General features: G+C 69.5%; 18 protein-coding genes. 6 read left to right on the top strand and 12 right to left on the bottom strand.

All coding sequences use genetic code 11. The annotated features are described in order from the left end of the window. Positions 1-9: 9 nt before the first annotated feature. The gene (locus ABC304_RS17230; RefSeq protein WP_412932669.1) at positions 10-588 is read right to left on the bottom strand and encodes a TetR/AcrR family transcriptional regulator; all 579 of its coding nucleotides are present in this window, start codon (positions 586-588) and stop codon (positions 10-12) included. Positions 589-691: 103 nt separating this feature from the next. Between ABC304_RS17230 and ABC304_RS17225 the strand changes: the two genes are divergently transcribed. Then, a complete protein-coding gene (locus ABC304_RS17225; protein WP_412932667.1) occupies positions 692-1519 on the top strand; it encodes an alpha/beta fold hydrolase in 828 nt (275 codons plus the stop codon). Between the two features lie 295 nt (positions 1520-1814). Here the strand turns inward: ABC304_RS17225 and ABC304_RS17220 are convergent, their stop codons facing one another. The 11 genes from ABC304_RS17220 to sdhC form a co-directional block, all read right to left on the bottom strand. Beyond that, a complete protein-coding gene (locus tag ABC304_RS17220) occupies positions 1815-2702 on the bottom strand; it encodes an Fpg/Nei family DNA glycosylase (protein ID WP_412932665.1) in 888 nt (295 codons plus the stop codon). 75 nt (positions 2703-2777) lie between these two features. Continuing rightward, positions 2778-3341 (bottom strand): GNAT family N-acetyltransferase, encoded by a 564-nt coding sequence (locus ABC304_RS17215; RefSeq protein WP_412932663.1) that lies wholly within the window; start codon positions 3339-3341, stop codon positions 2778-2780. Positions 3342-4168: 827 nt separating this feature from the next. Further along, positions 4169-4597 carry a hypothetical protein gene (locus tag ABC304_RS17210; RefSeq protein ID WP_412932662.1) on the bottom strand — a complete coding sequence of 143 codons (429 nt, stop codon included), beginning with the start codon at positions 4595-4597 and terminating at the stop codon, positions 4169-4171. Positions 4598-4680: 83 nt separating this feature from the next. Beyond that, complete coding sequence (trpS, locus tag ABC304_RS17205; protein ID WP_412932660.1) at positions 4681-5685, bottom strand: tryptophan--tRNA ligase; 1005 nt, start codon at positions 5683-5685, stop codon at positions 4681-4683. Between the two features lie 38 nt (positions 5686-5723). Next, complete coding sequence (locus ABC304_RS17200; RefSeq protein WP_412932659.1) at positions 5724-7619, bottom strand: NHL repeat-containing protein; 1896 nt, start codon at positions 7617-7619, stop codon at positions 5724-5726. An 81-nt stretch (positions 7620-7700) separates the two neighbouring features. Beyond that, positions 7701-8567 (bottom strand): exodeoxyribonuclease III, encoded by an 867-nt coding sequence (locus tag ABC304_RS17195; RefSeq protein WP_412932657.1) that lies wholly within the window; start codon positions 8565-8567, stop codon positions 7701-7703. 108 nt (positions 8568-8675) lie between these two features. Next, the gene (locus ABC304_RS17190; protein WP_412932655.1) at positions 8676-9851 is read right to left on the bottom strand and encodes a YihY/virulence factor BrkB family protein; all 1176 of its coding nucleotides are present in this window, start codon (positions 9849-9851) and stop codon (positions 8676-8678) included. Positions 9852-9960: 109 nt separating this feature from the next. Continuing rightward, positions 9961-10728, bottom strand: a complete 768-nt coding sequence (locus tag ABC304_RS17185) for a succinate dehydrogenase iron-sulfur subunit (RefSeq protein ID WP_412932653.1) — start codon at positions 10726-10728, stop codon at positions 9961-9963. Then, positions 10728-12533, bottom strand: coding sequence for a succinate dehydrogenase flavoprotein subunit (gene sdhA / locus ABC304_RS17180; RefSeq protein WP_412932652.1), 1806 nt, complete (start codon positions 12531-12533; stop codon positions 10728-10730). The genes ABC304_RS17185 and sdhA overlap by 1 nt, the downstream gene beginning before the upstream one ends. Positions 12534-12576: 43 nt before the next feature. After that, on the bottom strand, positions 12577-13020 hold the full coding sequence (locus ABC304_RS17175; protein WP_412932650.1) for a succinate dehydrogenase hydrophobic membrane anchor subunit: 444 nt from the start codon (positions 13018-13020) through the stop codon (positions 12577-12579). Further along, a complete protein-coding gene (gene sdhC, locus ABC304_RS17170) occupies positions 13020-13442 on the bottom strand; it encodes a succinate dehydrogenase, cytochrome b556 subunit (RefSeq protein ID WP_412932648.1) in 423 nt (140 codons plus the stop codon). The genes ABC304_RS17175 and sdhC overlap by 1 nt, the downstream gene beginning before the upstream one ends. Positions 13443-13637: 195 nt before the next feature. Between sdhC and ABC304_RS17165 the strand changes: the two genes are divergently transcribed. The 5 genes from ABC304_RS17165 (at position 13638) to ABC304_RS17145 (ending at position 20195) form a co-directional block, all read left to right on the top strand. Next, the gene (locus ABC304_RS17165; RefSeq protein WP_412932647.1) at positions 13638-14753 is read left to right on the top strand and encodes a mannose-1-phosphate guanylyltransferase; all 1116 of its coding nucleotides are present in this window, start codon (positions 13638-13640) and stop codon (positions 14751-14753) included. A 153-nt stretch (positions 14754-14906) separates the two neighbouring features. After that, entirely contained in the window at positions 14907-16013 is a 1107-nt protein-coding gene (locus ABC304_RS17160; RefSeq protein WP_412932645.1) for a BMP family lipoprotein, read from the top strand. 92 nt (positions 16014-16105) lie between these two features. After that, entirely contained in the window at positions 16106-17623 is a 1518-nt protein-coding gene (locus ABC304_RS17155; RefSeq protein ID WP_412932643.1) for an ABC transporter ATP-binding protein, read from the top strand. After that, positions 17620-18915 (top strand): ABC transporter permease, encoded by a 1296-nt coding sequence (locus ABC304_RS17150; protein ID WP_412932641.1) that lies wholly within the window; start codon positions 17620-17622, stop codon positions 18913-18915. Before ABC304_RS17155 ends, ABC304_RS17150 begins: the two co-directional genes overlap by 4 nt. Continuing rightward, on the top strand, positions 18915-20195 hold the full coding sequence (locus tag ABC304_RS17145) for an ABC transporter permease (protein WP_412932995.1): 1281 nt from the start codon (positions 18915-18917) through the stop codon (positions 20193-20195). Before ABC304_RS17150 ends, ABC304_RS17145 begins: the two co-directional genes overlap by 1 nt. Position 20196 lies beyond the last annotated feature (1 nt).

Genomic DNA, 20196 nt, shown 5'->3' with positions numbered 1-20196 from the left:
TGGCCGGTTTCATTCCGTGACGTGTGCGCGGTCCAGGGCTGCGTCGATGAGGGTCTCCGCGGCCGCACGCGCGTGCGCCGCGGCATCCGGTCGTCCGCTGATCGCCGCCGTGGTCTGCGCGCCCTCCGCGAGCAGGGCGAGCTGGTCGCCGAGCACCGGGTCGACGCCGAGGTCGGCGACGAGGCCGGCGACGTAGCGCCCGAACGCCGCCTTCTGCGAGCGGGCGGCCGCGGCGACGGGCGCCGAGACGGCACCGAGTTCTCCGAAGGCGTTGATGAATCCGCAGCCGCGGAAGTCGTCGGTGCGGAACCAGCCGTCGAGGAAGTCGTAGACCGCCAGCAGCTTCTCGCGAGGGGTGACGGCCGACGCGCTCGCCTGCGCGATGCCGGCGTTCCAGATGTCGGTGCGGTGGTCGAGCACTTCGACGAGGAGAGCGTCCTTGGAGGGGAACTCGGCGTAGAGGCGCTTGAGGGGCACGTGCGCGGCCGCGCGGACCGCATCCATCCCGACCGACCGGATGCCGCGACCGTAGAAGAGGCGGTCGGCGGCCTCGACGATGCGTTCACGGTCCGTGTGGAGCTCTGTCATGACCTGCTCACCTCCGAGGGGTTGCGTTGAGAACGATCGTTCTCTACTGTAGCCCTATCGAGGTGAGAACGACCGTTCTCATCCGTCACACGAGGAGGACCCTATGGGTTACATCACCGTCGGCCAGGAGAATTCGACTCCGATCGAGCTGTACTACGAAGACCACGGCTCCGGCGCCCCGGTCGTGCTCATCCACGGCTATCCCCTCGACGGATCGTCGTGGGAGCGTCAGGCGCGCGAGCTGCGCGAGGCCGGCCGTCGCGTCATCACGTACGACCGCCGCGGCTTCGGCCGGTCGTCGAAGGTGGAGACGGGGTACGACTACGACACCTTCGCCGCCGACCTCGACGCCGTGCTCACGCACCTCGACCTCACCGACGTGACCCTCGTCGGTTTCTCCATGGGCACCGGCGAGCTCGCCCGCTATGCGAAGAACCACGGCACCGACCGCGTCGCCAAGTTCGCCTTCCTCGCCTCGCTCGAGCCCGGGATGCTGGGGCAGGGCGCGCCGCAGGAGCAGTTCGACGGGATCGCGGCCGCTGCCAAGGCCGACCGCTTCGCGTGGTTCACGGAGTTCTACAAGAACTTCTACAACCTCGACGAGAACCTCGGCTCGCGCATCTCCCAGGAGGCCGTGACGGCGAGCTGGAACACCGCGACCGGCAGCGCCCCGATCGCCGCCTACGCCGTCGTCCCGACCTGGATCGAGGACTTCACCGCGGATGTCGCGGCCGTCGCCGCGAGCGGCAAGCCGGTGCTCATCGCGCACGGCACGTCCGACAACATCCTGCCCATCGACCTCACCGGCCGCCCGTTCTCCCAGGCGGTGCCGGATGCCGAGTACCACGAGATCGAGGGCGCTCCGCACGGCATGCTGTGGACGCACGCCGACGAGATCAACGCGGTGCTGGTGCCCTTCGTCACCCGCTGACCGCCCGTCCGCAGGCCCGGTTCCGCTGAGCGGGCCGGGCCTGCGGCGTTCCCGCTCGTTGAGCGAGCGCAGCGAGTCGAAACGCCGTTCCCGCTCTCGCTCGTTGAGCGAGCGCAGCGAGTCGAAACGCCGTTCCCGCTCTCGCTCGTTGAGCGAGCGCAGCGAGTCGAAACGCCGTTCCCGCTCCCGTTCGTTGAGCGAGCGCAGCGAGTCGAAACGTGGTCCGCGCCCTCGCTCGTTGAGCGAGCGCAGCGAGTCGAAACACCGTACCCTCCCGCTCCCGCTCCCGCTCCCGCTACTTCAGCAGTCGCGACAGGCGCCGGTCGGCCAGCAGCTTCCCGCCCGTCTGACAGGTCGGGCAGTACTCGAGGGAGTTGTCGGCGAAGAACACGCTGCGCACCTCGTCGCCGCAGACCGGACACGCCTGCCCGCGGCGGCCGTGCACCCGCATCCCGCCGCGCTTGGCGTCCTTCAGATCCGCCGGAGGCTTGCCGGATGCGGCGGTCACAGCATCCGTCAGCGTCGTGGTCATGGCGGCGAAGAGGTGGTCGACGTCGGCGTCTCCGAGGCTGGACGCCAGGGCGTAGGGCGACATCTTCGCCGCGTGGAGGATCTCGTCGGAGTAGGCGTTGCCCACCCCCGCGATGATCGACTGGTCGCGGAGCACCCCCTTGATCTGGGTGCGCCGGCCGGCCAGCAGCGCGGCGAGCTCGTCGCGGGTGAAGGCGGGGTCGAGCGGGTCCGGCCCGAGCCGCGCGATGCCGGCGACCTCGGCGGGGTCGCGTACGACGTAGACCGCGAGCGACTTCTTCGTTCCCGCCTCGGTGAGGTCGAAGCCCGAGCCGTCTTCGAACACCAGGCGCAGCGCGATCGGCGTCTTGCCCGGACGGAGCACGGTCGCGGGCACCTGCTCGTACCACCGCAGCCACCCCGCCTTGGCGAGGTGGAACACGAGGTGAGGGGCGTCGCCCGCGGCAGCGTCGTCCGCCGGCTCCGTCGCCAGGTCGAGGAATTTGCCGTGGCGCTCGACGCCGGCGACGCGGAGGCCCTGCAGCGACTGGACGGGAGGGTCGTACGTCTTCAGGGCGGCGATGGAGGTGACCGTCACGCGGGTGATCTGGAGGCCGCGCACGCGGCCGCGCAGGAAGTCGGCGAGCCCCTGCACCTCGGGCATCTCGGGCATGCGCCCATCCTGGCACGCGGCGCAAGGCGCCGGGCCGGGCTTGCGCCGGCCGATCGAGCCTGTGCTCCGCCGCCGTCAGTCGTCGAGCACGGGCCAGGGCTGCGGCATCCGATCGTCCGTGGGAAGGATCGCGGCGATCCACCCGTCGTGGTGACCGCGGGGCCCGTGCAGTCCCTGGCGGAGCAGGCCCTCGTAGCGGAAGCCCAGGGCGCGCGCCGCGCGGGCGGAGGCGATGTTGCCGGCGATGGCGCGCCAGCCCAGCCGCACGAGAGCGAGCCCGTGCGGGTCGAGCGCGAAGTCGACGACGGCGCGGCCGGCTTCGGCGAGATACCCGCGGCCGCGCGCGGCGTCGGCCATCCAGTACCCGATCTCGCCCTCCTCGTCCTTCAGGGCGTGCACGCCGATCATGCCGGCGAGAACGCCATCGGCGCGGATGGCCCAGGTCGCCTCGGTGCCCTCGTCCCACCAGGTCCGCGTGTTGGCGACGAAGTCGTCGGCGTGATGGCGCTCATACGGCGCCGGCACCGTCGTGTACTGCTGCAGGACGGGATCCTGGCACGCCGCGAAGATGGCCTCCGCATCGTCGGGCGTCGGAGGCGACAGCACGAGCCGATCGGTGCGCAGCACAGTGATCTCCACCCCGCCACGCTAGCGGCCGTGCCCCGCCCTCTCTCCCTGCTGCCACCGCCGCGCTCGGTCAACCGTCGCGGCGTCGCCTCGCCCGTGTGCACAACCCAGGCAGAACGCACCAAAAAAGCGCGTCGGAGTTGTGGTGTGGGGGTACGGGCTTGCATCTGCCTGGGTTGTGCTCGCGGGGCGCGGGTGTTCGCGAGGCGCAGGTGCTCGGAAGGCCGGTGATTCCTCGAGACCCTCTTGTTCCGGTCCCGCGAGCCGTCGGCACGGTCCTCCCTAGGCGACGAGCTGCGGCTGTTGTGCACAACCTGCAGCGGGCCGACGACCGCTGCGGCTGTGCGCCCGACGGTTGTCGTCATGTCCGCTTCCGCCGCCGCCCGCCCCGCAAACACCGACGTACCTCGGTCCTTCACCTACCAGGAGCTCCGTCGCGTCGGCTTCACCCGCCGGAAGATCGACCATCTCCTCGCGACCGGCCGACTTCACCGACTTCGGAAGGGCTTCTACGTCCCCTCCGACATCCCGTCGGCTTTCCGTCGCGCCGGAGAACTCGGTGGGCGGACCGACTGCCTTTCACTTCTCCGCCACCTCGGAGTCTTCGTCCTCGACCATTCCGTCTTGCACGTGCAGTTGAACCCCTGGTCTGGGCGCCTCCCTCCGCCGACCGACGAGGTCATTCGCCACTGGCGCGCCAGCACCGCGGCACCCGGCGACCTCGGGACGGGCGCCATCGAAGCGCTCGTTCAGGCCTGTCGTTGTCAGCCGCCACGGGCCGCGGTCGCGACTCTGGACAGCGCCTGGCATCTCGGTCTCATCAGCGAGACGCATCTGGATCAGATCTCGAGGCGCTGCCGAATCGGTACCAGGTTCTCCGGCCTCTGCTGAACCCGAAGAGTGAGTCGGGGCCTGAAACGTTCCTGCGCCTGATGCTGCGGGCTATCGGATGCCGCGTCGAACTCCAGGTCCCGATCGTCGGCGTGGGGCGGGTCGACGTGGTCGTGGACGGATGGCTGATCATCGAGTGCGACAGCGAAGCGCACCATGCCGGGTGGGTGATGCAGAAGCGCGATCGACGACGGGATCTGGCCGCCGCTGCGCTCGGCTTCGTCACGCTGCGGCCGATCGCCGAGGACCTCCTGCATCACCCCGATGAGGTGATGGCGGCTGTCCGCGGACTTCTCGCCGCGCACGATGCCCTGACCTCCGTGCACAACACAGGCAGAGCTCGCGATTGAACGGCGCGCCGCGCGTGAGAACGCCACCCGGCAGGGACTCTGCCTGGGTTGTGCACGCGATGTTCCGGCAACCGGCGGTGACAGCGTTAGCGCCCCCCAGCGGCCACGCGTCAGACCCGGCGGAGCAGCCCGATCTTGTCGTAGACGTCGGAGAGGGTGCGGTTCGCGGTCTCCTCGGCGCGCGCGGCGTTGCCGCTGAGCACCCGGTCGAGCTCGGCGGGGTCATCGAGCAGCGCCAGCGCACGCTCGCGCACCGGACCGAACTCCGACACCACGACCTCGGCGAGGCCCTTCTTGAAATCGCCGTAGCCGCGTCCGGCGTACTCGTCCTCGATCGACGGGATCTGGCGGCCGGTCAGCGCGGCGTAGATGACGAGCAGGTTCGACACCCCGGGCTTGGCCTCGCGGTCGTAGCGCACCGTGCCCTCTGAATCGGTCACCGCGCGCATGATCTTCTTGGCCGAGACCGCCGGGTCGTCCAGCAGCCAGAGCACACCGGCATCCGACTCCGCCGACTTCGACATCTTCGCCGTCGGGTTCTGGAGGTCGTAGATGCGCGCGGTCTCCTGCTGGATGACCGGCATCGGCACCCGGAAGGTCTGCCCGTACCGCGCGTTGAAGCGCTCGGCGAGGTCGCGCGTGAGCTCGACGTGCTGCTTCTGGTCGTCGCCGACGGGGACGATGTCGGTCTGGTAGAGCAGAATGTCGGCCGCCATCAGCACCGGGTACGTGAACAGGCCGACCGAGGTCGCATCGGTGCCGTAGCGCTGCGACTTGTCCTTGAACTGCGTCATGCGTCCGGCCTCGCCGAAGCCGGTGATGGTCGACAGGATCCAGGCCAGCTCCGCGTGCGCGCGCACGTGCGACTGCACGTAGAGCGTCGAGCGCGACGGCTCGATGCCGGCGGCGATGTACTGCGCCGCCGTTCGCCGCGTCTTCTCGCGCAGCTCCGCGGGGTCGTTCGGCTGCGTCAGCGCGTGCAGGTCGACGACGGAGAAGAACGCCTCGTACGAGTCCTGCAGCTCGCGCCACTGCATGAGCGCCCCGATGTAGTTGCCGATCTGGAGGGAGTCGGCCGAGGGCTGCATTCCGGAATAGAGGCGCGGGGTGGTCACCGCCCTATTTTACGGGCGCGGGATGCTGCGCCCGCGCGTCACTGGAACTCGTCGACCGTCACCGGCGCGGCCGCACCGACGAAGGCGACGATGTGCCGGCCGCCGGATCCGGGCTGCGCGGGATCGGCGGGGGCGTTGTCGGTGACCCACACGTTGCCCGACGGGTCGATCGCGATGCCGGTGGAACCGGTGAACCCCTCGAAGGAGTAGCCGGTGCCGTCGGGGGAGATCGGCTCGCCGGTCACCAGATCGCGGGGGCACGTGGCGGCGTCGGCGCCGCAGAACTCGCTGACGCGCTGACCGCTGGCGTTGGCGACCCACACGTTGCCGTCGCCGTCGGTCGCGATGGCCCGGGGGACCGTGATGCCGCCGCCCGTGAAGGGCACGGACACGGTGGTGCCGTTCGGGGAGATGAGCATGACCGACGGGAGGCCGCGGGCTCCGGGCGTGCTGTCGGCGCAGGCCTGCACGCCACCGGCCGCGTTGGCCACCCAGACATTGCCGGCGCGGTCGCTCGCGATGCCCATCGGCTGGTCGAAGCCCTCGGTGAGCGGTGAGGAGTCGAGCGGCTCGCCGTCGCGGCCGAGCACGGCGACGCTGTCGTCGCCGGAGCCGGTCACGAAGATGCTCTGCCCGTTGTCGACGATGTCGAAAGGCGTACGCAGTCCGACGCTGCCGAGGTTCTTCGCCTCGCCCGGGTCGGCCACCGTGTAGCGGCTGATGGTGTCATTGCCGCAGTTGGCGATCCAGAGATTGCCGTCGCGGTCGACTTCGAGGCCCTGCGGCGAGCTGAGCCGCCCGCGGGTGTAGCCGGTCTCCGGGGAGACCCGGGTGGACCCGTCGAAGAGCGCGACGGCGCCGTCGGTGCTGTCCGCGGTGTCGGCGCAGGCGCTCGCATCGCTCACCCAGAGGCGGCCGGTGCGATCGAAATCGATTCCGAGTCCGGTCTGCCCGCCCGGGATGGTCGAGACCCGGCTGCCGTCGGGGGCGAACTCGACCACGCGTGCACCGCAGAGCGCGCCGCCGCTGTCGTCGACCGGATAGCTGTCGGTCACGAAGATGTGCCCGTCGGGATCGATCGCGAACGTGCCGGGACCGATGAGCGCGTCCTCGCCGTTCTCCGCACCCGTGAAGCGCAGGGCGAGCGTCCACGCGGTCGGAGGCTCGGCGAGACCGGGGTCGAGGTTGCGCGCGGTCAGCGAGAGGGCGAAGAGCTGGTCGGAGGAGCCGGACGGATCGCGGGCGATGCCGGCGAAGGCTGCGGATGCCGAGGCGAGCCGGTCGCGGTCGTTGCCGGCGGCGGCGAACAGCGTGTCGCAGGACTTCGCCGTCTGCAGGCAGGCCGAGAGCATCCGGGTGAGGGAGGTGAAGGTCGCCAGCGTGGGCGTCTCGGCGCCGTTCGGCGAGGTCGACAGCACCGTGCCCAGCGCCCCGGTCGCCGGGTCGGCGAGGTTGGCTGCCATGCTCGCCGCGTTCGTCACCGCGCTCTCGCGCCCGGTCGGAACGGCCTGACCGAAGAAGGGCGCCAGACCGTAGCCGGCGGCGACCGTCGTGCGCTCGTTCAGGGTCACCGAGGTCGCGGCAGGATCGACGATCACCCCGAGGAGGGCGCGCTCGGCGTCCTTCGGCCGGGCGTCGACGTAGACGACGCCCTCGACGTCGGTCTCATCGATCTCCAGGTCGAATCCGCCGGTGGCGTCGGTCGTGCCCGTGCCGATCGCGCGGGAGCCGTCGGGGCCGGTGTTCCACGCGGTCACCGTCCATGCCGAGCGTGAGACGCCGGAGGCGAGGGGATCGAGCGTGCCCGACAGTGCTCGCGGCGGGTCGGGGGTGGGCGTCGGGATCACCTCGGTCGGAGCGGTGCAACCCGACAGCACCAGCACGGCGGCGACCAGTGTCGCGGCGGCTGCCCGCGTCCATCTGCGGCCCGTCATCGACCTGTTCCCGCGCGCTCGCCCATCACCGCGATTCTACCCAACGGGTTCGGCCGGACCGCCGCCCGATGCCCGGGAGGTTCACTGCCCGATGGTGTAGTCCGCGATGACCGGCGCGTGGTCGCTCCACCGCGTGTCCCACGACGGCGCGCGCACGACGCGGTAGCCGCTCGCCCGTGCGGCCAGCTCGGGCGTGGCGAGGTGGTAGTCGATGCGCCAGCCGGTGTCGGTGTCGAATGCGCGTCCGCGCATCGACCACCACGTGTACGGGCCGTCGACGTCGCCGGCGGCCTGCCGCCCCACGTCGACCCACCCCAGACCGGTGCCCGAGGAGCCGTCGACACCGGTCACGGCGGAGCCCTCCTCGCCGAGGAACCGGTCGAAGTACGCACGCTCCCGCGGCAGGAACCCGGCCTTCTTCACGTTGCCCTTCCAGTTGCGGATGTCGAGCTCGCGGTGGCCGACGTTCAGGTCGCCCATGATCAGCGCGAGCGGCGTCGCGGCCCGGAGCCGCGGCATCCGCTCCTCCATCGCGTCGAGGAAGGCCCATTTGGCGTCCTGCTTGGGGGAGTCGGCCTCGCCCGTGTGCACGTAGGCGCTGACGACGGTCACGAGTTCGCCGTCGACGTCGAGATCGGCCTCGATCCAGCGGCCTGCGCTGTCGATGTCGACGTCCGCGCCGTCGGCGTCGCGGCCGAGCCCGCGGCGCACCGCGACGACGGGCGTGCGGGTGGCGATCGCCACTCCGGCGCGACCCTTCGCGAGCGCCTCGTCGTTGACCAGCTCCCAGCCCGGGAGGGCCGCGGCGAGCTCATCGGCGCTCGCCCGCACCTCCTGCAGCGCCATCACGTCGACCTCGGCCTCGGCCAGCCAGTCGAGCATGCCTTTGCGCACCGCCGCCCGGATGCCATTGACGTTGACGGAGGCGATGCGAAGGGGGCGTGACACGTCCGCCAGCCTAGGCGCAGCCGCCGACAGCGGACCTGCCGCGACGACCCACAGCAGGCCCGCCGCAGCCCGCGACAGCCGACGCAGCCCGCGCAGCCGCCGGGACGGTCAATCCAGCAGCACGCCCCGCGACGCGGGCGCGGGCGCCGTCCGCTCGAGCTCGTCGAGGTCGTCTTCCGCGGCACGCAGTGTGCGATCGGCGGCCCACCTCCGGTACCACGGCGCGTGCGCGCGCTCCAGCCGGGCGGACCGCAGTCGCACCTGCGCGGCGAGCACCAGCGCGGCGTGCTCGATGCGGAGGCGCTCCTCCTCACTGTGCGCTCCGAGCGGGATCTCACGGTCCGTCGCGGCCACGGCGATCCAGGACGCCGCGACCAGCATCACGATCCCGTTGAGCCGGAACCACAGCAGCAGGCCGATGAAGACCGCGAAGGTGGCCAGCAGCAGATTCGTCGGGGTGTAGTAGAGCAGCAGACCCGCGCCGAGCTGCAGCACTGTCAGCGCGCCGCCGCCGATCATGGCGCCGGGACGGATCGTGCGCCAGGGGAGCGCGGTGCCGGTCAGGAAGCGCACCATCGCCCCGAGCGCGGCGGTGTTGATCGCGAACGAGACGACCACGGTCACGATCCGGATGCTGGAATTCACCCCGGCGGATCCGATGTGCCATCCCACCAGGGACAGCAGCCAATCCAGGGTCAGGGTGCTCACGGTGCTGAGGCCGGAGCCGACCAGAAGGGCGACGCCGAACAGCAGGGCGGCGAGGAGATCGCGCGCCTTGAGCAGGAAGTAGCTGCGGGGGTCGAACGGCAGGCCGAAGATGTCGCGCACGGCCCGGCGCGAGAAGGTGACCCAGCCGATGGCGGTCCAGATGACCGTGACGATGGCGATCGCGCCGGTCACGCTGAGTACGCCCGTCGTGCTGGTGGCGATGGCGGTCACCTGGTCGGGCGTGAAGAGACCGCCCTCCCTCCGGATCAGCCCCGGGATGTAGGTGTTGACGACGCCGATCATCGCCGTGATCGCGGCGGAGCTCGCACCCAACCACAGGCCGACGCTGGCGAAGGCCACGTAGATCGCCGCGAAGATCGCGAAGAGCGCCTGGTAGCTGACTCCTGCGGCCAGGAGGAATCCGTTCCGCTGCAGGAAGTGACGCCAGACCCGCACGGGGAACCAGGCGAGCGTTGCCCGGGTGAGCTCCGTCGCACGGGCCAGCGGCTCGTCGAAACGCTCGCGCAGGGCCTCCTGCGCGTCGTCCCAGCGCGGCCGGCCGCTGTTCGAAGTCACCGTGACAGGATAACGATCCGCCTGCGGCGGGCCCGCGGCATCCGTCCACTCAACGACGGAACGCCCGCCGGGAGGGCGGGCGTTCCGTGTCGGCTGTGTCCGAGGATGCTCAGCGGCGGCCGCGCATGACGGCCTGCTTGACCTCGGCGATCGCCTTGGTGACCTCGATGCCGCGGGGGCAGGCCTCGGTGCAGTTGAAGGTGGTGCGGCAGCGCCACACGCCCTCCTTGTCGTTGAGGATGTCGAGGCGAACGTCGGCGGCGTCATCGCGGGAGTCAAAGATGAACCGGTGCGCGTTGACGATCGCGGCCGGGCCGAAGTACTGCCCGTCGGTCCAGAACACGGGGCACGACGAGGTGCACGCGGCGCAGAGGATGCACTTCGTGGTGTCGTCGAAGATCTCGCGGTCCGCGATCGACTGCACGCGCTCCTTGCCCTTCTCGGGGGTGGAGTTCGCGATCAGGAAGGGCTGCACGTCGCGGTAGGAGGCGAAGAACGGCTCCATGTCGACGATGAGGTCCTTCTCGAGCGGGAGACCCTTGATCGCCTCGACGTAGATCGGCTTCGAGATGTCGAGGTCCTTGATCAGCGTCTTGCAGGCGAGTCGGTTGCGCCCGTTGATGCGCATGGCGTCGGACCCGCAGATGCCGTGCGCGCAGGAGCGGCGGAACGACAGCGAGCCATCGACCTCCCACTTGATCTTGTGCAGGGCGTCGAGCACGCGGTCGGTGGAGTAGAGCTCCACGTCGTAGTCGATCCAGCGCGGCTCCTCGTCCACCTCCGGGTTGAACCGACGGACGATGAAGGTCACGAGGAACGACTGGATGCCGGTGTCCTCGGTGGTCTCCTGGGTGCCGGCGTCTGCGACGAGAGTCATCAGTACTTCCTCTCCATGGGCTGGTAGCGCGTGATGACCACGGGCTTCCAGCCGAGCTCGATGTGATCGGCCGGGTGCGACGAGTGGGCATCGCCCGTCAGGTAGGCCATCGTGTGCTGCATGTAGTTCTCGTCGTCGCGCGTCGGGAAGTCATCGCGCATGTGACCGCCGCGGCTCTCCTCGCGGTTCTGCGCGGAGTAGACGACGACCTCGGCGAGGTCGAGCAGGAGTCCCAGCTCGACGGCTTCGAGCAGGTCGGTGTTGTACCGCTTGCCCTTGTCGTCGACATGGATATTCATGTACCGCTCGCGCAGGTCGGCGATGACGTCGAGGACGTGGGCGAGGGAGTCGTGGGTGCGGAACACCTGCGCGCCCTTATCCATCTCGTCCTGGAGCGTCTTGCGCAGCACGGCGATGCGCTCCTCGCCCGGGTTCGCGCGGAGCGTCTCGATCATGTCGCGGACGGCACCGGCGGGGTCTTCGGGGAGGGGCACGAAGTCGGCCGTCTTGACGTACTCGACCGCATTGCGGCCGGCGCGCTTGCCGAAGACGTTGATGTCGAGCAGCGAGTTGGTGCCGAGTCGGTTCGAGCCGTGCACCGAGACGCAGGCGCACTCGCCCGCGGCGTACAGGCCGGGCACCACGGTGGTGTTGTCGCTGAGCACCTCGGCGTTGTTGTTCGTCGGGATGCCACCCATCGCGTAGTGCGCGGTGGGCATGACCGGCACAGGCTCGGTGACCGGGTCGACGCCGAGGTAGGTGCGGGCGAACTCGGTGATGTCGGGGAGCTTCGTCTCCAGCACCTCGGCGCCCAGGTGCGTGCAGTCCAGCAGCACGTAGTCCTTGTGCGGCCCGGCGCCACGGCCCTCCGCGACCTCCTGCACCATGCAGCGCGCGACGATGTCACGCGGCGCGAGGTCCTTGATGGTCGGGGCGTAGCGCTCCATGAACCGCTCGCCGCTGGCGTTGCGCAGGATCGCGCCTTCACCGCGGGCACCCTCGGTGAGGAGGATGCCGAGCCCGGCCAGACCGGTCGGGTGGAACTGGAAGAACTCCATGTCCTCCAGCGGGAGGCCCTTGCGCCAGACGATGCCGACGCCGTCGCCCGTGAGGGTGTGGGCGTTCGAGGTCGTCTTGTAGATCTTCCCGAACCCGCCCGTGGCGAAGATGACGGCCTTCGACTGGAAGACGTGCAGGTCTCCGGTGGCGAGGTCGTACGCGACGACGCCGGCGACGAGCGTGGAGCCGTCGGGCGCCTTCACCGTCACCAGGTCGAGCACGTAGTACTCGTTGAAGAAGTTGATGCCGAGCTTCACGCAGTTCTGGAACAGCGTCTGCAGGATCATGTGGCCGGTGCGGTCGGCGGCGTAGCAGGAGCGGCGCACGGGCGACTTGCCGTGGTCAGCCGTGTGGCCACCGAAGCGGCGCTGGTCGATCTTGCCGTCGGGCGTGCGGTTGAACGGCAGGCCCATGTTCTCGAGGTCGATGACCGCGTCGATGGCCTCCTTGGCGAGAATCTCCGCGGCATCCTGATCGACGAGGTAGTCGCCGCCCTTGACGGTGTCGAAGGTGTGCCACTCCCACGAGTCCTCTTCGACGTTCGCGAGCGCTGCGGCCATGCCGCCCTGCGCCGCGCCCGTGTGGGAGCGGGTCGGGTACAGCTTGGAGATGACGGCCGTCTTGGCGCCCGGTCCCGCCTCGATCGCCGCACGCATGCCGGCGCCGCCGGCGCCCACGATGACGATGTCGAACTGGTGGTAGTGCACGCCGTCCTTGATGACGGACTCGGAGGTCTGGGTGCTCACGTGGGGGTGCTTTCCGTCCTGGGGAGGGGACACCGACCGGCGCTCAGGCGCAGATCGACGAGATGGTGTCGGAGGCGGTGGCGGGATCGAAGCCGAGGCAGGGGTCGAAGGTCGTGATGACCAGGGTGCCGAGGACGATGAGGAATGCCGCGGCCACGACGACGGCGCCGACGAGCACCTTGCGGGTGCGCGGGTGCGTCACGTAGTCGTTGATGATCGTGCGCATGCCGTTGGCGCCGTGGATCAGCGCCAGCCACAGCATGAGGCCGTCCCAGACCTGCCAGAAGGGGGACGCGTACTTGCCGGCGACGAAGGCGAAGTCGATGCCGGAGATGCCCTCGCCGACCATGAGGTTGACGAAGAGGTGCCCGAAGATCAGCACGACCAGGATGAGCCCGGAGACGCGCATGTAGATCCAGCCCCACTTCTCGAGGTTGGAGCCCTTCTTGCGGACGACCGGGGTGCGGGGCGCTTCGATCGTGGTCATCATTCACCTCCGAAGGCGAGCATCAGGTGGCGCGGCGCGAAGCCGGCCATGGTCACGGCCCACAGGCCCAGGACGCCCCACCACAGCTGGCGCTGGTGCCGGGTCGCCCAGCTCCACGAGTCCACCGCGATGATGCGCAGACCGTTGTAGGCGTGATAGGCGATGGCCGCGACCAGCACGACCTCGCCGAGCGCCATGACCGGGTTCTTGTAGGTGCCGATGACCGCGTTGTAGGCCTCGGGGGACACGCGGATGAGCGCGGTGTCCAGGACGTGGACCAGGAGGAAGAAGAAGATGGCCACACCGGTGATGCGGTGCAGCACCCACGACCACATTCCCTCGTTGCCCCGATAGAGCGTCCCGCGAGGGACCTTCGAGGTGGTCCGCGATATCGACGGTGTCACGCGTGCGCTTGCAGACACGGTCGTCCTCTCTGATCGATGATGCCCGGATGCCGCGACCCGAGGGTCGCATAGAGCCTTCTCAGTGTATTGCCGGGTAGATGTGGACGGGGTTCGGGGTGCCCGGGTATCTCGACGTCGAGATACATCCGGCCCGACGGCCGCCCCGCAGGGCGGAGATGGGGCCGCGGCATCCGCACCGATACTGTGGTGCGCATGGCCGCATCCCTGGACGACTTCTACGCCGTGATCCCCGCCGGAGGGGTCGGCAGCCGGCTGTGGCCGCTCTCGCGCGCGGACGCGCCCAAGTTCCTGCACGACCTGACCGGCTCCGGCCACTCCCTGCTGCGCGACACGTGGGACCGCCTGGCGCCCCTGTCGGGTCCGGAGCGGATCGCGGTCGTCACCGGCCGCGCCCACCGCGCCGCCGTCGAGGCGCAGCTCCCCGGCATCGCCGACCACAACGTCTTCCTCGAGTCCGAGCCCCGCGACTCGGCAGCGGCGATCGGCCTGGCCGCTGCGATCCTCCACCGCCGCGAGCCCGACGTCGTCATCGGCTCCTTCGCCGCCGACCACGTCATCCGCAGCTCGCGCGTGTTCGAGTTCGCGGTCCGCGACGCGGTGGAGGTGGCCCGCGAGGGCTACATCTGCACGATCGGCATCACCCCGTCGGAGCCGGCGGTCGGCTTCGGCTACATCAAGAGAGGTGCGGAGCTGATCGTCGAGGGCGCCCGCGACGCGTCGCTCGTCGAGAGCTTCGTCGAGAAGCCCGACCTCGAGACGGCGAAGAAGTACGTGTCCGATCGCGACTACCTGTGGAACGCGGGCATGTTCATCACCCGTGCCGACGTGCTGCTCGCGGAGATCGCGGCGAACAACCCGAAGCTGCACGCCGGGCTCCTGGAGCTCGCCGAGGCGTGGGACGACCGCGCCCTCCGCGGTCCTGCCGTCGACCGGATCTGGCCGACGCTGCCGAAGATCGCGATCGACTACGTCGTGGCCGAGCCCGCCGCCCAGAAGGGCAAGCTCGCGGTCGTCCCCGGCCACTTCGACTGGGACGACGTGGGCGACTTCGCCAGCCTGGCCAAGCTCAACTCCGGGGGCCGCAAGAACGACCTCGCCATCCTGGGCGAGAACGCGCGCATCCTGTCGGACGCGGCCAGCGGCATCGTCGTCACGCACACGAAGCGCGTCATCAGCGTCATCGGCGTGAAGGACATCGTCATCGTCGACACCGACGACGCGCTGCTGGTCACCTCCAGCGAGCACGCGCAGCGGGTGAAGGGCGTCGTGGACGCCCTCAAGCTCACGGGCCGGGGAGACGTGCTCTGACGGATGCCGCGGCCCCGCCGTATGGCGGCTCTGTTGCGTCTTTGTAACCATTCGTCTGCACACCCGGATCGGGCATGCAAGGGCGAGGTCACAGTGGGTAATCTCGGCACCATTCGCCCGCGAGGTCCGCGGGCATCTGCACGTGGAGGCACAGTGACCATTTCGACCCGAAAGAGCGTGTTCGCCGGCCTGGCCGCCGTCAGCGTCGTCGTCGCCCTCGCAGGCTGCGGTTCCGCGCCCGCCACCAGCCCGACCTCGTCCGGCGCAGCCGGTGGAGCCGCCGAGAGCGACTTCAAGCCCTGCATGGTCTCCGACGCCGGTGGCTTCGACGACAAGTCGTTCAACCAGCTCGGCTTCGAGGGCCTGACCGCCGCGGCCGACGCGCTCGGTGTGAAGCCCGTGACGGTGCAGTCGAACTCCGAGTCGGACTTCGCCCCGAACATCACGAGCCTGCTCGACCAGAACTGCAAGCTCATCGTGACGGTCGGCTTCGCGCTCGCGTCCGCCGCCGGCGAGGCGGCCAAGGCCAACCCCGACGTCGAGTTCGTCTCGATCGACGACGTGGTCGACAACGACTTCGACGGCAAGACCGACGCCGACAACATCAAGCCCATCGTCTTCGACACCTCGCAGGCCGCGTTCCTCGCCGGCTACGCCGCGGCGTCGTACTCGACCGCCAAGAAGGTCGGCACGTTCGGCGGCATGAACTTCCCGACAGTCTCGATCTTCATGGACGGCTTCAAGCAGGGCGTCGAGTACTGGAACGCGCAGAAGGGCGACTCCGTCGCCGTGCTCGGCTGGGACGGCACCGACGGTGTCTTCACCGGTGGCTTCGACGCCAACCAGGACGCGATCAACGCCGCGCAGGGCCTCGTGGACCAGGGCGTCGACGTGCTCCTCCCCGTCGGCGGGCCGATCTACCAGAGCGCAGCCTCCGTCATCCGCGCCTCCGGTCGCGAGATCGCGCTCGTGGGCGTGGACGCCGACGTGTACGAGACCGACCCGAGCGTCGCCGACCTGCTGCTGACCTCGATCCGCAAGGGCATCGACGTCGGCGTCGAGGACGCGGTCAACGCCGCGGGCCAGGGTCAGTTCGACAACGCGCCGTTCGTCGGCACGCTGGAGAACGACGGCGTCGGCCTCGCGCCGTTCCACGACTTCGAGTCGAAGGTCTCTCCCGACCTGCAGGGCGAGCTCGACACGATCACCACGGGCATCATCGACGGCTCCATCCCCGTCGCGTCCTACCTGAACAAGTAACACAGCACAGCGATGGGGAGGTCGGGAAACCGGCCTCCCCATCTCTCTGCCTCCGCACTCCCGAGCGGCACCTCTCACTAGGATCGAGGACTATGAAGCTCGAACTCCGCGGCATCACGAAGCGGTTCGGCACCCTCGTGGCCAACGACCACATCGATCTCGTGGTCCAGCCGGGCGAGATCCACTGCCTTCTCGGTGAGAACGGCGCAGGCAAGTCGACGCTGATGAACGTGCTGTACGGGCTCTACCGTGCAGACGAGGGCTTCATCCTCCTCGACGACGAGGTGCAGAACTTCCAAGGCCCCGGCGACGCCATGCGCGCCCGCATCGGCATGGTGCACCAGCACTTCATGCTCATCCCCGTCTTCACCGTCGCCGAGAACGTCATGCTCGGCCACGAGTCCACCAAGGCGGGCGGAGTCCTGGATCTGGACGCCGCACGCGCACGCGTCCGCGAGATCTCCGCGCGCTTCGGGTTCGACGTGGACCCCGACGCGCTCGTCGAGGATCTGCCCGTCGGCGTCCAGCAGCGCGTCGAGATCATCAAGGCGCTGTCGCGCGATGCGCGGGTCCTCGTGTTCGACGAGCCGACCGCCGTGCTGACGCCGCAGGAGACCGACGAGCTGATGGAGATCATGCGTCAGCTGAAGGAGGCCGGCACCTCCATCGTCTTCATCACGCACAAGCTTCGGGAGGTGCGCGAGGTCGCCGACCGCATCACCGTCATCCGGCTCGGCAAGGTCATCGGCGAGGCCTCGCCGGAGGCCACGAACGCCGAGCTGGCCGAGCTCATGGTGGGCCGCGCCGTCGATCTGACCGTGCAGAAGGACGCGCCGCGTCTCGGTGACCGCTCGCTCGTCGTCGACGACCTCACCGTCATCGACGCCAAAGACCAGATCGTCGTCAGCGGCGTCAGCTTCGATGTGCGTGCCGGTGAGATCGTCGCGATCGCCGGCGTGCAGGGCAACGGCCAGACCGAGCTCACGCAGGCGCTGGTCGGCCTCGAGCGCCGCGTCACCGGGTCCATCGTCCTCAACGGCACGCAGCTCGTCGGGCAGAGCGTGCGCAGGATCCTCGACGCGGGCGTCGGCTTCGTGCCCGAGGACCGCAAGGAGGACGGCCTCGTCGGCGGCATGACGATCGCCGAGAACCTCGTGCTCGACCGCACGGACGGTCCGCCGTTCGTCCGCGCGGGCGGCCTGCGCCTGGGCTACATCGCCGAGTTCGCGAAGGAGAAGTTCCGCGAGTTCGACGTGCGCGGGCGCGGCATCGAGACACCCGTCGGCACGCTCTCCGGCGGCAACCAGCAGAAAGTGGTCCTGGCCCGCGAGCTCAGCCGCGACCTGTCGCTGCTGGTCGCCGCCCAGCCCACCCGCGGCGTCGACGTCGGCGCCAACGAGTTCATCTACAAGCGCATCGTGGAGACGCGGGATGCCGGCATCCCGGTCATCGTGGTCTCGACCGAGCTCGACGAGGTCAGCTCGCTCGCCGACCGCATCATCGTGATGTACCGGGGCCGCATCGTGGGCATCGTGCCCGGCGACACGCCCCGCGGCATCCTGGGCCTGATGATGGCCGGCGACATGCCCGCCGAAGGAGTCGCGGCATGAGCGAGAACCTCACGGGCGGAGCCCTGATCGGGCCGTCGGCGCAGCTGCCGGCCGAGCCGCCGCCGCCCTCGAAGTGGCACGACACGTTCCTCAGGATCACCCAGGGGAACGCCATCATCTCGGTGCTGGCCGTCGTGCTCGCCCTCATCGTCGGCGGCATCATGATCGCCTTCACCGACGAAGACGTGCAGGCGGCGTCCGGGTACTTCTTCGCCCGGCCCGGCGACACGATCGCCGCCGTGTGGAACGCGGTGTCCGGTGCGTACATCGCCCTCTTCCAGGGCTCGATCTACAACTTCGGCGCGGCGAGCTTCGAGCGCGGCATCCGTCCCCTCACCGAGACCCTGACCTTCGCCACGCCGCTCATCGCCGCTGGTCTCGGCGTCTCGCTCGCGTTCCGCATCGGCATGTTCAACATCGGCGGCCGCGGTCAGATGCTCATGGCGTCCGCCGCGGCGGGGTACGTGGCGTTCTCGCTCGACCTGCCCTTCGGCATCCACCTGCTGGTCGCGCTGCTGGCCGGTCTGATCGCCGGTGCCCTGTGGGCGGGCATCGCCGGAGCGCTGAAGGCGTGGACGGGCGCGCACGAGGTGATCGTGACGATCATGCTGAACTACGTCGCGTTCTACCTGCTGTCGTTCATGCTGCGCACCCCCGGACTCCTGCAGGCACCCGGCTCGAGCAACCCGAAGACGCCCGCGATGAAGGAGACGGCCGTGCTGCCCGATCTCCTCGGGCCGCAGTACAACCTGCACTTCGGCTTCATCCTCGTCATCATCGCCACCGTCGTGGTGTGGTGGATCCTCAGCCGGTCGAGCCTCGGCTTCAAGTTCCGGGCGGTGGGGGAGAACCCCAACGCCGCGCGGGTCGCCGGCATCAACGTGAAGAACATGTACATCTACGGCATGCTCATCGCCGGTGCGCTCCTCGGACTGGCGGGCGTGAACCAGGTGCTCGGCACCATCACCACCGGGTTCTCCTCCGACATCGACGCCGGCATCGGCTTCGACGCGATCACCGTCGCGCTCCTCGGGCGCTCAACGCCCTGGGGCACCTTCGCCGCCGGCATCCTCTTCGGAGCCTTCAAGGCCGGCGGGTTCGCGATGCAGGCGGCCGAGCAGATCCCGATCGAGATCGTCGCCGTCGTGCAGGCGCTGATCGTGCTGTTCATCGCGGCGCCGCCCCTCGTCCGCACGATCTTCGGTCTGCCGTCGCCCGAGCGCGACCAGCGTCGTCAGCGCAAGGCCCGTGAGAAGCAGCTGCAGGCCGAGGCCGGAACGGTGGTGAAGTGATGACGACAGCCGCCACCGCAGGACTGCTGAACCGCGCGCCCGAGAAGGCCGCCATCCGCAGCTTTAAGGCGCCGATCGCGCTCGTCGTGTTCACGGTGCTCTACGTGCTGCTCATCAGCGCGGCCGCCCGCGACGGCATCTCCACGTTCCGGCTGTCCACCGACGCCGATCTCATCCAGCTCCCGTCGCTGTCGGTGCCTGTGGGCCCCAGCGCGTGGGTCGCGGGCGTCATCCTGATCGTGCTCACGGGAGCGGCGTTCGCCATCGTGCAGCGCGCTTACCGCACACCGCTGTGGCTGATCATCGTCTACATCCTCGTGGCGATCTTCGGTTTCCTCACCTGGGCCGTGGCCGGGGCGGCCATCCCCGTCGCCGGTCTGCTCGCGGGCGCGGTGGGCCTCGCCATCCCGCTCATCTACGGCGCCCTGGCCGGCGTCATCGGCGAACGTGCCGGCGTGGTCAACATCGCCATCGAGGGGCAGCTGCTGGCGGGGGCCTTCAGCGCCGCCGTCGTCTCGACCATCACCGGCCAGCCGCTCCTGGGCATGGTCGCGGCCATGGTCGCCGGCGTGCTGGTGGCGGCCGTGCTGGCCGCCTTCGCGATCAAGTACCTCGTCGACCAGGTGATCGTGGGCGTCGTGCTGAACGTCCTCGTCGCCGGGCTCACGAGCTTCCTGTACTCGCAGGTGCTGCAGCCCAACCAGGCGACGCTGAACACGCCGCCCCGGTTCGACCGACTGCCGATCCCGCTGCTCAGCGAGATCCCGATCCTCGGTCCGGTGCTGTTCCGCCAGACGATCATCGTGTACCTGATGTACATCGCCGTCGCTGTGGTGTGGTTCGCCATGTTCCGCACGCGCTGGGGACTCCGCCTCCGCGCCGTCGGCGAGCACCCGCAGGCCGCAGACACGGTCGGCATCAACGTCAACGCGACGCGGTTCTGGAACGTGCTGCTCGCGGGCGCCATCGCCGGTCTCGGCGGCACGGTCTTCACCATCGGCAACGGCATCGCCTTCAACAAGGAGATGACCGCCGGGGCGGGTTTCATCGCCCTCGCGGCCGTGATCTTCGGCCAGTGGGACCCGATCCGCGCGACCCTCGCGGCGCTGCTGTTCGGCTTCGCCTCGAGCCTGCAGAACACGCTCAGCGTCATCGGCTCGCCGGTGCCGAGCGAGTTCATGCTCATGCTCCCGTATCTCGTGACCATCTTCGTCGTCGCCGGCGTCGTCGGGCGCTCCCGCGCTCCTGCCGCCGACGGCCAGCCGTACATAAAGGGATGAC

The organism is Microbacterium jepli, from assembly GCF_047237905.1.
Taxonomy (GTDB): Bacteria; Actinomycetota; Actinomycetes; order Actinomycetales; family Microbacteriaceae; genus Microbacterium.
Note: the sequence above shows the minus strand (reverse complement) of the source record. Positions and strands in the feature narration are given on the sequence as shown.

Excerpts from the sequence above, each read along its gene's own strand:
- ABC304_RS17175 (WP_412932650.1), bottom strand. The coding sequence starts at position 13,020 with ATGACCACGATCGAAGCGCCCCGCACCCCGGTCGTCCGCAAGAAGGGC.
- ABC304_RS17200 (WP_412932659.1), bottom strand. The coding sequence starts at position 7,619 with ATGACGGGCCGCAGATGGACGCGGGCAGCCGCCGCGACACTGGTCGCC.
- ABC304_RS17145 (WP_412932995.1), top strand. The coding sequence starts at position 18,915 with ATGACGACAGCCGCCACCGCAGGACTGCTGAACCGCGCGCCCGAGAAG.
- ABC304_RS17220 (WP_412932665.1), bottom strand. The coding sequence starts at position 2,702 with ATGCCCGAGATGCCCGAGGTGCAGGGGCTCGCCGACTTCCTGCGCGGC.
- ABC304_RS17150 (WP_412932641.1), top strand. The coding sequence starts at position 17,620 with ATGAGCGAGAACCTCACGGGCGGAGCCCTGATCGGGCCGTCGGCGCAG.
- ABC304_RS17165 (WP_412932647.1), top strand. The coding sequence starts at position 13,638 with ATGGCCGCATCCCTGGACGACTTCTACGCCGTGATCCCCGCCGGAGGG.
- ABC304_RS17230 (WP_412932669.1), bottom strand. The coding sequence starts at position 588 with ATGACAGAGCTCCACACGGACCGTGAACGCATCGTCGAGGCCGCCGAC.
- ABC304_RS17155 (WP_412932643.1), top strand. The coding sequence starts at position 16,106 with ATGAAGCTCGAACTCCGCGGCATCACGAAGCGGTTCGGCACCCTCGTG.
- ABC304_RS17225 (WP_412932667.1), top strand. The coding sequence starts at position 692 with ATGGGTTACATCACCGTCGGCCAGGAGAATTCGACTCCGATCGAGCTG.
- ABC304_RS17185 (WP_412932653.1), bottom strand. The coding sequence starts at position 10,728 with ATGACTCTCGTCGCAGACGCCGGCACCCAGGAGACCACCGAGGACACC.